Genomic DNA, 13,473 nt, shown 5'->3' with positions numbered 1-13,473 from the left:
CCTCCTCCGGCCAGTCGACCGGCGGCACGCCGAGCTCGTGGAGCGAGCGCACCACCGAGTCGACGAATGCGCGGGAATCGAGGTCGGCCCGCACCTGCACGGCGAAGTCGAGGCGCTTGAGGTAGGAGCTCGAGAAGAGCGCCGCCTCGTCCGAGGGCTCGGTGGTGGGCCACAGGGTGAACGCCTCGACGAGGGCGTGGCCGAAGTAGCGCGGGCGGAGGAAGACGGGCAGGTAGGACGCGTAGCCCTGCCAGTCGCGGACTCCGCGGGTGATCCCGGACTCGCCGGTGGTGCTGGCGTGCTGGATCTGCTCGTGCACCGAGGCGATGCTCTCGTGCAGGCCGAGGCCGACGGGGATCGAGACGCGCGCCATGGTGATGTGGTTGCGCTTCTCGGCCGTGCGGTCGCGCTGGGGCGAGATGGGCACGAGGGTCGCGATCTCGCTCCGCTCGGGGTGCATCGCGGCGAACGCGTGCAGCCCCAGGGCGACGGTGAGGTCCGAGAGCGTCCCGCCCGCACCCCGGGCGGCCGCCTTGGCCGCCTGCACCGGCACGGTGATGATCGCCGCGTCCTTGGGCTTCACCGTGCGCTGGACGAGTCCGGACCGGCGGATCCACACGTCGCGCGGGCTGCGGATCAGCCGGCCGCCGACGCGGCGCAGCCGCTTCTTCAGGGGCTTCCGCTTCCAGTCCGCCCACTCGTCGGCGAAGGAGTCGTAGGTCGAGGCGATGGTGCGGCGCGCGGCGAGGGCGAGGCCGAGCGGCCCGCGCGGAGCCGGGGGGTCGTCGGGGAAGCGCAGAGGGCGCCCGCCCGACGGCGCGACGTCGTACGGCTTCTCCTCGGTGAAGGTCGTGAAGAGCATCAGGCCGAACATGCCGTCGCCCATCACGTGCTGGATCCGCATCGGGAACGCCAGCTGCCCGGTCGAGAGCTCGACGACGAGGATGTCCCAGAGCGGTCCCTTCGGGTCCATCGGACCGTTGAAGAGGCCGGTCAGCAGCTCCGTCCGGCGCGGGTCCCACTCGACGACCCCGGGGTGGAAGCGCACGTGCTCGCGCACGTCGACGGAGTCGGCGAAGACCCAGGAGGGGGTGAAGAGGCCCAGGGGCGCCCGCACGAGGCGCTGGCGCTGCGACGGCGAGGCGACGATGAACCGCTCCCACGCGGTGAGGACCAGCTCGCGGTCGAGCGAGCCGTCCTCGCGGCGGAAGGGCGCGCTCTCGACGACCATGGTCGCGACGGGGCGGGCGGCCTCGAACGCGATGGCGTTGCTGACGAACTTCTCGTCGAGCGTGCGCAGGGGCTCTGCGTGCGCTCGACCGGATCGACGGGGGGTGCGGGTCATGATCGGGCTCCCTGCGGGCGGGTCGGAGTCGGGTCGGTCGAACTCGCCGTGCTCACCCGGCGTCGGTCACGGTGCTCGCGGCGGCGGGCAGCCGGAGGGGGGTCGGCGGGAACTCGTCGACGAAGACCGAGCCGGACAGGCGCAGGTGGCGCGAGCGCAGGTAGCCGCGCAGGATCCCCTCGAGCATCGCGAGCTCGTCGCGCGCGCCGCGGCCCCGGCGCTTCGCCGAGCGGAGGAGTCGACGCCCGCTGCGGACGGCCAGCGTCGCGGTCAGGCGCGCGCCGATCAGCGGCGACAGGCGCCACCACTTGCCGACGAGGGCGCCGAGCCCGAGTCCGTAGCCCCGCATCAGGCGGCGGTAGGCGGACGGATTGCGCGTGTTGACGTGCAGCACGACGCTGTCGGGCACGAACACGGCCGTGCCGCCCGCCTTGAGCGCACGGCAGAAGATGTCGAGGTCCTCCGCTCCGGCGAGGAACCGGCCCGCGCCGAGCACCTCGTCGAAGCCGCCGAGCGAGAGCAGCGTGCTGCGGCGGAAGGCCATCACCGCGCCGTGGCCGGCGTCCAGACCCCTGACCGCGGTGCGGTAGACGATCCGGTCGGTCGGCGGCACGTCGGTGTCGACGAGCGTGTGGTCCAGCATCCGGCCGGTCGCGACCGTGACCCGCGGCTCGGCGAACGCGTCGATCAGCGCCTCGATCCAGCCCGGAGTCGGAGAGCAGTCGTCGTCGGTGTAGACGAGGATCGCGCGCTCGCTCGCCGCGAGGCCGACGTTGCGGGCGATCGAGAGGCCCTTCACGTCCGTCCGTACGTAGCGGGCGCCCGCGGCGAGGGCGACCTCGCGCGTGCGGGAGTCGGTCGAGGCGGAGTCGACCACGATCACCTCGACGGCGGGGTCGGTGCCCGCGGCGATGGCGGCCAGCGCCTCGCGGAGCATGTCCGGCCGCTCGCGGGTGCAGAGGATGATCGAGACGTCGCTGGGGCTCACGGGCGGTCGTTCCTCGGGTGCTCGGTGGGTGGGGCGGAGTCGTCCTGCACGAGCCGGATCGCCGCGCGGTAGGCCTCGACGAGGTCGATGCTCGCCCGGTCCCAGGTCAGCTGGCTGCGGTTCGCGAGGGCGGCGCGGCGCATCCTCGCCAGCAGCTCGCGATCGGAGGAGACCAGGTCGAGGTGCGCGGTCAGCGCCTCCACATCGCGCGGCTCGTGCACGAGTCCCTGCACGCCGTCCTCGAGGTTCGCCCCCGCGGCGGAGGAGACGAGCGGCACGCAGCCGGCCGCCTGCGCCTCGGAGGTCACGAGCGCGCTGCCCTCCTCGATGGTCGGCAGCACCAGCACGTCGGCCTCGAGGAACACGCCCGCCGCGTCGGGGGTGAAGCCGCGCAGCTCGACCGAGGGCTGATCGAGCAGGCCCGCCAGGCGGTCCCGGTACCCGGGGGTGAAGTCGCCGTAGACGAGGAAGCGCCCGACGCCGCTCGCCCGGGAGGCGCGCCACGCCTGCAGCGCGTAGAGCAGGCCCTTCCGCGGCTCGATGCGGCCCATGTAGACCGCCGTGAAGACGTGGTCGGGGTCGTCCCGCGGATCCGGATCGATCACGCGCTCGGTGTCGACGAGCGCGCCGTAGCGGTGGCGCAGGAGCTTGCGCGGGGAGAAGCCCTTCTCGAGGAAGGTCTGCTCGACGGAGGCGGACGGCACCAGGATCGCGGTGGCCGAGGACCACTCCCGCTCCTCGCGGCGCAGCCGCACCGCGTTGTACGTGTGCGGGGAGCCGGGCGGCGGCGTGATGCCCAGCCGCTCGTACTCCTCCATGACCACCTCGAAGGCGTGCGCGGTGTGGGTGTTCGGCGCCTCGCGGACGGAGGGCACGCCCCGGCGGACGGCCTCGTCGAACGTCCGGGCCGAGCCCCACGGCCAGCCGTGCACGACGTCGTACTCGCCCTCGGCGAGGATCCGGGCGGTGACGCGGTCGTGGTGCGCGATCGAGCGGCTGCGCCCGAAGAGGCGGTGCGGGAGCCGCACCCCGCCGACGGTCAGCGTGGTGACGGCGCGCGCGACGGGGCCCAGGGGGGCCGCGATCGAGGCGGCGACCACGGTGACGCGGTGGCCCGCGTCGGCCAGGGCCCGCACCTGGTGCAGGGCGGTCCAGCCGATCCCCGGCGAGCCGATGGCGTGCGGGAACGAGTAGAGGATCGACAGCGTCGGCTCGGTGCCGCGGGCCGTCACGGGAGGCGCGTCGCCCGCGCCGTCGCCAGGGGTCGCGGAGCGGTCCTCACGGGTCGCTGTGCGGTCGTGGTGGTCTGCGGCAGGCGTGGAGCACTGGTGCTCATCATCCATGCGTCTCCTGTCGTGAGGGCGGCGCGCTCAGGAATGAACAAGGACTACCATCCTCGTCCATCTAAGAGGAACGCAAGTCCGCACCCGGCTCGGCGGGTCGGACGTCGACGAGACTTAACACAGTCGCAATACTTCCGGCATCGCTGTGCGGTGGGTTATGGTCACAATGAGTGTGTCGGGGCACCGCACTCGCGGGGTCCCGGTTCTCTGCCCGTTCCGACCCCCTCGCAGGCATGCCCGGAGGACGGAGCGAGCCGAGCCCACCCGGTACCGCCCCGTGCGGTGCCGTCGCCCCGTGCGACACCGTTCAGATCCGCCACACGCACCAGGTCCGTCCTCGTCTCCAGACGTCGACAGCCACACCACACCGTTCCGCCATTACCGCCGTGATGGACGGAGGCGTTGCTCCATCGTTTGCAGCAGCAGTGCAACCTCCGAGCACGCGGCGCGTCGCCCGAGGTCCTACACCTCGCCGTCTGGAAGTCGAGACCGAGATGTCCGTCCCCCTTTACCTCCGAGTGCTCTGGAGCTACAAATGGCTCCTCGCCTTCGGCCTCGTCGTCGCCGTTCTGGCCGCGATGGTGGCCGGCTACACCGTCAAGGACGGGGAGATCGTCTCGCGCGCTGAGGCCGCGTACCGATCCGACACCACGATCCTCCTGGGCGGTGGCCAGGAGAACCCGTTCCAGGCGATCGAGCCCGGGCAGGCGATCACCGAGGGCCAGTCCGAGGCCCAGCAGAACGACCTCACCAACACGGCGGTCATCTACGCCTACCTCGTCAGCGGATCCGAGATCCGCGCGCAGGTCGAGGCGGCCATGGGCCCCCTCACCGACACGGAGGCGCTGAGCGCCGTCCGCCGCACCACGCAGCCGGCCGGCACCGAGCAGAACCCGGGCCGCTTCAGCCTCCCGATCCTCTCGATCGTCGGCGAGTCGACCGACCCCGACCGCGCCGTCCTCATCTCGCAGACCGCGTCGCAGATCTTCCAGGCCTACGTGGGCGCCCAGCAGGACGCCGCGGGAGTCGCTCCCGAGCAGCGCGTGACCCTGTCGGTCACCGACCAGGGCAAGGCCGTCGAGCAGGAGGGCTCGAACCCGATCATCCCGATCGCCATCACCGGCATCGGCGTGTTCCTCGCGTTCATCGCCCTCGCGTTCATCCTCTACAACATCCGCATCTCGCGGGAGCGCGTCACCGCGAACCGACAGAGCCCGCGTCGCGGCGAGTCCTTCCGCCGCGGTCCGGCGCTGACCGGCGCCCCCGAGGGCCAGCGCTCGGCCGGTGCCATCGGCTCGGCCACCGAGAACCCCGCCGGGGCGGGTGAGCTCGCCTCCTCCGGGAAGCGCAGCGCCACCTGACGGGGACTCCTCAGATGAGCACCAGCACGAGAACGAAGCCGGTGAAGGGGGCCCCGCTCCCGATCCCGGGCAGCGACGACCCCTACGCGGGCGAGATCCTCGTCCGCCGGACCTTCACGATCCGAGCGGCCCTCGCGACCCTGCTCCTGGCGGGGGTCGCGGTGGCGGCGGTGTACTACCTCAACCCGCTCATCGCGGGAGCCGCCCTCTTCGGGATCTCGTTCCTCTACCTCACGCGCAAGCTCGTCTTCAACTGGACCGGCGCGTTCATCGTGCTGCTCGGCGTGATCATGTTCATCCCGGTGCGGTACTACTCCCTCCCGATCCCGATCGGCTTCGCTCTCGAGCCCTACCGGCTCGTGATCGTGCTGATGGTCGTCGCGGCGGTCGTGGCCCTCCTGATCGACCCGGCGTTCGTCTGGCGCCCGGCGGCGTTCGGCTGGCCCCTCGCGATCTGGGTGGGCACGAGCCTGCTCTCGATCGCGGCGAACGTCGAGTTCATCGCCGAGGGCGGCCTCGGCAGCGGCGTGGCCGGTGCGATCGTCACCGACGTGCTGATGCTGTCGGTGTACTTCGTCGCCCGTCTGATGATGCGCAGCGAGCACCTCGTCGAGGGGGTCCTGACCTTCCTCGTGTGGACGGCCGTCCTCGTCGCGTTCTTCGCGGTCCTCGAGCGCGCCACGCAGCAGAACATCTTCACGCGCCTGGACCAGTTCCTCCCGCTCGAGCGCCTCGGCGCCGAGCAGGAGGCGTACCGCGCGGGCGGCTACCGCTCCTTCGGCTCGTCGCAGCACCCGATCGCCCTGGCGGTCATGTTCACGATGATGATCCCGATCGCGGTCTACCTCTCGAAATGGGCGCGCTGGCCGCTGAACGAGATCAACCGCCGCATCGTCTACTACGGCGCGATCCTCGCGCTGCTGCTGGGCGTCGTGACCGCGGTGTCCCGCACCGCGATCGTCACCCTCGGCGTGATGTTCCTCGTCACGCTGATCCTGCGGCCGAAGGTCGGCGGGTACCTCGCACTCGGAGCGATCCCCGTGCTGGGCCTGGGCTTCCTCGTCATCCCGAAGATCCTGACCGACATGATCGGCTCGTTCCTCGACCCCGAGGCCCTCATCGCGTCGCAGTACACGTCCGCCGGCATGGCCGGAGCGGGCCGCCTCGCCGACCTCGAGCCGGCGATGGCGATCGTGCGCGAGCACCCGTTCTTCGGCACCGGCGTCGGCAGCCGCATCGTGGTGGGCGACGACAAGAACGCGTTCATCCTCGACAACCAGTGGCTCGGCACGCTGATGGACGCGGGCGCCGTCGGCGTCATCGGACTCGCGGTGCTGTTCCTGGTTCCCGTGATCATGCTGCTCCGCTACTCGTTCACGAAGACCAGCACGCCGCAGTACGCGAGCCTCGCGTTCGCCATCGCGATCCTGCTGATCGGCTACACGATCGCGGCGTACTTCTACGACGCGTTCGGTTTCTACCAGGCGTTCATGCTCTTCTGGGTCTTCCTCGCCATCGGGGCGTGGACGCTCACGGAGGCGCCGCGGAGCACTCCGCGCCGGCGCCTGGCACCCGAGGACGCGGGGCACGTGTCGGCCTTCGTCCGGCCCCGGCCGCAGCCCGAGAACGGACCCGCGATCGGGCCCCGCCTCGGCGGCCCCTCGTCGGACCACGTGGTGCGCAGACCCGCTCCCATCGAGTCGTGAGCACGCGCGTCAGCGTGGTCGTGCCCGCGCACGACGAGGCGGCGGTGATCGGACGGCTCCTCCGGGCGCTCGTGGACGGCGATCCCGAGGGGCGCCTCGAGATCGTCGTCGGAGCGAACGGCTGCACCGACGGCACCGCCGAGGTCGCCCGCGCCGTGGATCCCCGGATCCTCGTCGCGGAGACCTCGACGGCCTCCAAGACCGCCGGGCTCAACGCGGCCGACGAGCTCGCGACGGTGTTCCCGAGGATCTACGTGGACGCCGACGTGAGCGTCTCGGCCCAGACGCTGCTCGCGCTGGGCGACGAGCTGGCCCGCTCCGGCGGACCGCTCGTCGCCGCACCGGAGTTCCACGTGGACACCGAGGGTGCGTCGTGGCCCGTCCGCGCGCACTACTCGATCTGGGAGCTGTCCGACTACCGCGTGAGCGGACTGGTCGGCTCCGGGATCTACGGCCTCTCCGAGGAGGGGCGGAGCCGTTTCGGCGCGTTCCCCGACATCATCGCCGACGACCGGTTCGTGCAGCAGCTGTTCGCTCCCGAGGAGCGGCTGACCCTTGCGGGTCGCTCCTTCTCGGTCAAGGCTCCGCGCCGCATGCGCAACCAGATCAAGCGCACCGTGCGCATCGCCATCGGCAACGCGCAGCTCGCCGCGTCCGGCCTGGTGCCCGACCGTCCCGCTCCGGCGGGCGGCGGCATCGCCGCGCTGGTGAAGCGCGTCGTGCGCCGGCCCGCCCTGTGGCCGGCCTTCCCCATCTACTGCTACGGCTATCTGCGACCGCGCCTCGAGGCCCGGTCGATCATCGCTCGAGGAGGCGTACCCGAATGGAACCGCGACGAGACGACGCGCGCGTGACGGGGTCGACCCCCGCAGGCGGCTCCTCCGCCCGGCCCCGCGCCACCGACGACCAGATCGAGGCGGCGATCGACGACACCGCCCACACGACCGAGACCCTCGCCACCGACGCCATCGCGCAGTCGCCCACCGTCGGCGACGGGCCGAACCTGCCGCCGAAGAAGCCCGACTCCCTCGGGCACAAGGCGAGCCGCGGCGTCATGCAGACCCTCGGCGGCCTGTGGGGCAAGACCGCGATCCAGATGCTCTCGACCATCGTCCTGGCGCGACTGCTCGCGCCGAGCGACTTCGGTCTGCTCGCGATGGTCACGGCGATCGTCGGCGTCGCCGACCTCGTCCGCGACTTCGGCCTCACCGGCGCGATCATCCAGTCGAAGAAGATGAGCGACACGGTCTGGCGCTCGGTGCTGTGGCTGTCGGTCGCCCTCGGGATCGTCGGCACGATCGTCATCGCCGCCTGCGCGCCCCTGATCGCCGCCCTCTACAACGAGGACCGCCTGATCGTCCTGACGCTCGCCGTCGCGCCGACCCTGCTGATCAACAGCCTCTGCATGCCGCTCCAGGCGCGCGTGCAGAAGGAGATGCGCTTCGGCCTCATGGCGAAGATCGACGTCATGTCGATGCTCGTCGGCGTGGTGGGCTCGATCATCGCGGCGTTCCTCGGCTGGGGCGTGTGGTCGCTGATCGTGCTCCAGGGCGGGGCGCTCGTCTACCGCTTCATCGCCCTGTGGGTGGCCGCGCGGCCCAAGTTCGGCCGTCCGCGCATCGCGCGCGAGGTCGTCCCGCTGGTCACCACCGGCGGCAGCATCTTCGGCGTGCAGCTGCTCAATTACGCGGCCCGCAACCTCGACAACGTCATCATCGGCCGCCAGCTCGGCGACGGCGTCCTCGGCCAGTACTCGCGCGCCTACTCGCTGTTCCTCCTGCCGCTGCAGCAGCTCAACGGCCCCCTGGGCCGCGTCGCGCTGCCGGTGCTGTCCTCGCTCCAGGACGACGGAGAGCGCTACCGCCGCTACATCCGCGGCGCCCTGCTGGTCGTCGGCTACCTCACGCTGCCGACGTTCGGCGTCCTGGCCGCCCTGTCGGGCCCGCTCGTCGAGCTCCTGCTCGGCCCGCAGTGGACCGCCTCGGCGACGATCCTGTCGCTGCTGTCGATCGCCGGCATCGCGCAGGGCATCGGCAACGTGCAGGGCTGGATCTACATCTCGCTCGGCCGCGTGCACCGCCAGCTCGTGTACTACGTGGTCACCCGCCCCATCGTCATCGGCTCGTTCTTCGTCGGCATCTGGTGGAACGGCGTCGAGGGCCTCGCGCTGCTCTACGGCCTCACGACCCTGACCCTGCTCATCCCGGGCTTCTACCTGGCGATCCGCGGCACCTTCATCACGGGCTCCGACATCGTGGTGCCGGTCCTGCGCCCGGTGCTCGTCGTGCCGTTCATGTTCGCGGCCGCGTGGACGGTGGGCCAGTACACCGACCTGCCCGCGATCCTGCACCTGATCGTCGGCGGACTCGCCTCTCTGGTGCCGCTGGCCGTGGCGATGCTGATCCCCGCGTACCGCCGCGACCTCGACCAGATCCTGGCGTTCGTGAAGCAGGTCAGGAAGCCCAAGCCCAAGGGCCCCAAGACCCCGGCGCCCGCTCCCGCCGCCGAAGGAGGCACCGCATGACCCGCTCCCTCCGTCCGCTCCGGCTCGTCGCCGCGGTCGCCGTGGCCGCCGCGCTGCTCGCCGGCTGCACGTCGTCGCCGGCGCCCGAGGAGTCGAGCGGGCCCGCGCCCGCCGGCGCCCTGCCGTTCGAGGCGGGCACGATCGTCGCGATGGGCGACTCCATGACGGCGGCGGTCGCCGCGTGCGGTCAGAACAAGCCCTGCCCGAGCGCCTCGTGGGCGACCGGCGAGGACGAGTCGGTCGACTCCATCGCGCGCCGGGCCGGCGAGGCGGTCGGAGCGGTGCCGACCATCGAGAACGTGGCCGCCAAGGGCGCGACCTCGGCCGAGATGCCGCGTCAGGCCGAGAAGGCCGTCGCGGCCGATCCCGACCTGGTGCTGTTCCTGATCGGGGCGAACGACGTCTGCCGCAAGCGCAGCAGCGAGATCACGACCCCGGAGGCGTTCCGCGCGGCCGTGGACACCAGCCTCGCCACCCTCGCCTCGGGAGCCCCGGAGGCGACCGTGTTCGTGTCCTCCATCCCGGACCTGCTCTCGTTCTTCGAGGTCGAGCGCACGAACCCCGAGGCCGTCGAGCGGTGGAGCGGCAGCTCGAACTGCAACTCGCTCCTGTACGAGCCCGCGAACGACGACGCCGAGTCCGTCGCGCGCCGCGCCAACGTCGACACCACCATCGACGCGTACAACACGGCGCTGTCCGAGGCGTGCGCGGCGGTCGCGAACTGCGTCTACGACGGCGGAGCGCTGCACGACTTCGACGTCACGCCCGAGGACCTCTCGGACGTCGACCACTTCCACCCGTCCCTCGCGGGCCAGGGCCGCATCGCGGACACGGCCTGGACGGCGCTGCTCGCGAACGCGGGCTGAGCGCCCGCACCACGTCGAACGCCCCCGACCGCTGCGAGCGGGCCGGGGGCGTTCGTCATGGGTGCCGGAGGAGCGGAGTGCCGCCCCCGACGCGTCAGGTGGTCGTCTGGCGCGTCGCGGCGCGGCTCCCGAGGACGGGGGCCGTCCGGCCCTTCCGAGCGCGCGCACGGCCGGGAGTGAACCGGAACGGCGCGACGTCCTCGACGCGGCCGGTGGTCGCGCTGGCGGCCCGCAGCAGCAGCTCCGGCGTGAGCTCCTCCGGTGCCGCGGCGATCGCGAGTCCGCGACGGTCGAGCTCGCGGGCGATCTGGATCTGGTGGTCGTCGATGTGCTCGCCGCGCGCGACGAGGCGCGGCACCAGGATCGGCACCTTGCCCGCCTCGATGGCGGTGACGGCCGCTCCCGTGCCGGCGTGGGCGATGACGACGTCGGCCTCCTCGACGGCCTCCTGCAGCTCGTGGTGGGGCACGCTGGCGCGGCCCTCGATGCCGTACGACGAGACGTCGGCCAGACCCGTCTGCCAGAGCACGTCGGCGCCCGTCAGGAGCGGCACGGCGGCGGCGATCAGCCGGTCGAAGGGGTAGAGGTCCTGGGTGCCGACCGAGATGACGGCCCTGCCGATCGTCTCGACGGGCCGGATCGGCCCGGTGGTGAAGGCGTCGAAGATCGAACCGCCGAACTGCCAGCGCTCATCGGCCCAGACCGGGTACTGCGAGTAGGTGTTGACCCCCGGGAAGCGCGAGACGATGCGGCCGGTGATCGAGGGGCCGTCGGCGCGGGCCGCACTCTCGATGTAGTGGCACTCGATCCCGCGGAGGGACGCCTCCGGCATGAAGGAGACGGCGGGGCTGGATCCGGTGCTGAAGACGGCGGAGTAGTCGCCGCGGTTCAGGATCTTGTGCGCCATCAGCGCGTTCTGCGCGATCGGCATCGCGTCGCGCGGAGCGGCGAAGCGGCTGAACGTGACCCGGCGGTCCTCCAGGAGCGAGCGGCTGAGGCCGTTGTCGAAGGTCACCCAGTGCTGGTCAGCGGGATCGATGCCGAAGCGGGACGCCAGGGTGAAGAGCTGTTTCAGGTGCCCTCCACCGGAGCAGACGAACAGGAACTGTGACATGGGGACCCTTCTCCTGACCGGGGGAGCCTGCTGGGCTCGGCGTCCGGAGGATGCTGTGTGTGGCGGCAGTGCGGGGGTGGGGCGGTGTCGCGGTGTGCGGGAGCCGGGACTCCATTGCTCTCTTCGGAGCCGTCGCACCACCGGAGGGGGTTCCGGCGCGGGCCGGAGCGGCGCTCAGGGCAGGGGGCCTGCGCTGCGGGGTGGTACTGGTCGGGTTCGGGTGGTGCCCGTGTCGGGCGGGTTCGCTGGGGGCGACGTCAGGGTTCGACGCTGGCGGGCGGGTGGCCGACCGGAGACCGCTCGTCCTGGGGGGCGATCGCGCATCGGGACGCGGATCGGACGGGCGGGCGGCGATGCCACCCCCACGATATAGAGGGGCCGACGAGATGTGCTACTCGGCTCCCTCCCCCGCTAGGGGGATTTACCCGCACACCCGATCGGGTCACACTGCGGACGCGTGACCCGATCGCGCACCGTCGCGGTCGAGGAGGATGTCGAGGACCGTCGTGTGGCGCGCAGCCCACGAGTTGGCGTTCACCCAGCCCATCCGATCCTCCTCGGTGGCGCGACCGGCGGCCAGGGCCTCGTCGATCACGGCGGCGAACTCGCCCATCGTCGGCACGATCCTGATGCGGTCGCTGATGCCGTGGATGGGCGGGAGGTCGACGGAGATGACCGGGCAGCCGCTCGCGACGTACTCGTAGAGCTTGAGGGGGCTCATCGCCTCGGTCAGCGGAGTGCGCCGGTGCGCGAGCAGGCAGAGCTCCACGTTGCGCATCGTCGCCACGAGCTCGCGCCGCCCGACGGAGTGGTGCAGGTGCACGTTGCCGAACCGGGCGAGCGGAGTGAGGTACCCGGGGTCGGGCTGCGGCCCCATCAGGACGATCTGCAGGTCAGGGTGCGCCGTCGCGACCGCGACGATGCCCTCGACGTCCAGGCGGTCGTCCAGGGTGCCCACGTGGAGGGCGCGGGGACCGGGGATCCGCTGCAGCCACTCGGGCGCGTCGGGGACAGGTCCGCTCCACTCCTCCGGAGCCACTCCGTTGGGCACGACCGCGTGCGGCCCGGTCGGTGCGATGCGGTCGATGATCTCCTGCGAGACCGCGGTGACGGAGCGGCCGCTCGTCGCGACCCGTCGGTACGCCTCCTGGAAAGCCGGCCAGTGGCTCTTCCAGCGGGTGGAGGTGGTCCAGTCGTCGCGGGCGAAGAACATCACGTGCTCGGCCCACTCGAACGGCGCGAAGCCGGCGACGACGGGGCTCGTGGTGACCACGACGGGGCGCACCATCTCGAGCTCGTCCGCGAGCTTCGCGAGGCCGCGGTCGTAGGCGGCGTACTCGCGCTCGAGTCCGGCGATGTCGGTCGGATCGGTCCTGCGCATCCGCAGCGGCGAGTGCAGCACCTCCAGCGGCGTCCCGGGGAAGGGCGCCTCCTTGCGCAGCGCCGTGCGCGCCAGCGACGTGGGGAGGAAGCGGAACGGGTTGGCGACGATGAGGCGGCCGACTTGAGGGCTCTCGCGGAGCGTCCTGAGGATCCGGTCCGGCGGGCGCATCATGCCCCGCGCCGCCGCGTCCGTGTAGGTCTCGTACGAGAAGGTGAAGATCACGTCGCGCACGACGGTGGTATCGCTCACAGGGGGCGTCCTCACGCGAAGGTCCGGATGACGCGCGCCGGGACCCCGACGGCGACGGAGTAGTCGGGCACGTCCTCGCGGACGACGGCGTTGGCGCCGATCACGGCGCCGCGGCCCACGGTCACGCCCGGCATGATCACGGCGTTCTCGCCCAGCCACGCGCCGCGGCCGATGCGCACCGGGGCGATGCGGTCGACCGGCTGGTCGCGGATGAATCTCTCGGGGTCCGAGAACCCGTGCGAGTGGTCCGAGATGTAGACGCCGCGGGCGATGCCCACGCCGTCCTCGATGATCACGCTCTGGACCGCCGTGATGGCGGTCATGTTCATCCGGACGCGGTTCCCGATGATCAGCGCCGGGGTGGGCGCGTCGTCGGAGGGGACCATCAGCATGCAGTTCGCGCTGATCAGCACGTTGTCGCCGATCGAGATGCGGCGGCCGTGGCCGGGACCGATGCGGAAGGGGAGGCAGATGCGCGACCCCTTGCCGAAGCGGTGGAAGCCGCCGGCTACCAGCTTGCTGAAGGCCAGATCGCGGGCTCGCTGAGCGAGGATCGCGAGATCCAGTCCGTTCACGGCATCAACTCCAGGGTT

Annotated in this window: 11 protein-coding genes; 5 read left to right on the top strand and 6 right to left on the bottom strand. The window is 71.7% G+C overall.

Annotation, left to right across the window (positions count from 1 at the left end):
* From IOC53_RS17475 to IOC53_RS17465, 3 genes are all read right to left on the bottom strand, one after another.
* On the bottom strand, positions 1-1,345 hold a 1,345-nt coding region (locus IOC53_RS17475; RefSeq protein WP_207407739.1), incomplete at its 3' end, for a wax ester/triacylglycerol synthase domain-containing protein.
* A 52-nt stretch (positions 1,346-1,397) separates the two neighbouring features.
* A complete protein-coding gene (locus IOC53_RS17470; protein ID WP_207407738.1) occupies positions 1,398-2,333 on the bottom strand; it encodes a glycosyltransferase family 2 protein in 936 nt (311 codons plus the stop codon).
* Positions 2,330-3,676 carry a glycosyltransferase family 4 protein gene (locus IOC53_RS17465; RefSeq protein WP_207407736.1) on the bottom strand — a complete coding sequence of 449 codons (1,347 nt, stop codon included), beginning with the start codon at positions 3,674-3,676 and terminating at the stop codon, positions 2,330-2,332. The genes IOC53_RS17470 and IOC53_RS17465 overlap by 4 nt, the downstream gene beginning before the upstream one ends.
* A 494-nt stretch (positions 3,677-4,170) precedes the next feature.
* On the opposite strand from IOC53_RS17465, the gene IOC53_RS17460 reads away from it, so the two are divergent.
* Genes IOC53_RS17460 through IOC53_RS17440 form a run of 5 tightly spaced genes read left to right on the top strand, consistent with a single transcriptional unit; the run spans position 4,171 to position 10,133 of the window.
* A complete protein-coding gene (locus tag IOC53_RS17460) occupies positions 4,171-5,037 on the top strand; it encodes a hypothetical protein (protein WP_207407734.1) in 867 nt (288 codons plus the stop codon).
* Positions 5,038-5,051: 14 nt separating this feature from the next.
* On the top strand, positions 5,052-6,743 hold the full coding sequence (locus IOC53_RS17455; protein ID WP_207407732.1) for an O-antigen ligase: 1,692 nt from the start codon (positions 5,052-5,054) through the stop codon (positions 6,741-6,743).
* Positions 6,740-7,597: a glycosyltransferase gene (locus tag IOC53_RS17450; protein WP_207407729.1), complete on the top strand. Its 858-nt coding sequence runs from the start codon at positions 6,740-6,742 to the stop codon at positions 7,595-7,597. Before IOC53_RS17455 ends, IOC53_RS17450 begins: the two co-directional genes overlap by 4 nt.
* The gene (locus IOC53_RS17445; RefSeq protein WP_207407727.1) at positions 7,594-9,267 is read left to right on the top strand and encodes a lipopolysaccharide biosynthesis protein; all 1,674 of its coding nucleotides are present in this window, start codon (positions 7,594-7,596) and stop codon (positions 9,265-9,267) included. Before IOC53_RS17450 ends, IOC53_RS17445 begins: the two co-directional genes overlap by 4 nt.
* A complete protein-coding gene (locus IOC53_RS17440) occupies positions 9,264-10,133 on the top strand; it encodes a GDSL-type esterase/lipase family protein (RefSeq protein WP_207407725.1) in 870 nt (289 codons plus the stop codon). The genes IOC53_RS17445 and IOC53_RS17440 overlap by 4 nt, the downstream gene beginning before the upstream one ends.
* Before the next feature lie 94 nt (positions 10,134-10,227).
* Here IOC53_RS17440 and IOC53_RS17435 read toward each other — a convergent pair whose 3' ends face one another.
* The 3 genes from IOC53_RS17435 to IOC53_RS19335 form a co-directional block, all read right to left on the bottom strand.
* A complete protein-coding gene (locus IOC53_RS17435; protein WP_207407723.1) occupies positions 10,228-11,247 on the bottom strand; it encodes a glycosyltransferase in 1,020 nt (339 codons plus the stop codon).
* A 442-nt stretch (positions 11,248-11,689) separates the two neighbouring features.
* Positions 11,690-12,880, bottom strand: coding sequence for a hypothetical protein (locus IOC53_RS17430; protein WP_207407721.1), 1,191 nt, complete (start codon positions 12,878-12,880; stop codon positions 11,690-11,692).
* Positions 12,881-12,891: 11 nt separating this feature from the next.
* Positions 12,892-13,473: acyltransferase (locus IOC53_RS19335; protein ID WP_307786244.1), on the bottom strand; the 582-nt coding region annotated here is incomplete at its 5' end.

Source organism: Rathayibacter sp. SD072 (assembly GCF_017355185.1).
GTDB lineage: Bacteria > Actinomycetota > Actinomycetes > Actinomycetales > Microbacteriaceae > Rathayibacter.
The sequence above is the reverse complement of the archived record's forward strand: the minus strand, read 5'-3'. Positions and strand labels throughout refer to the sequence as shown.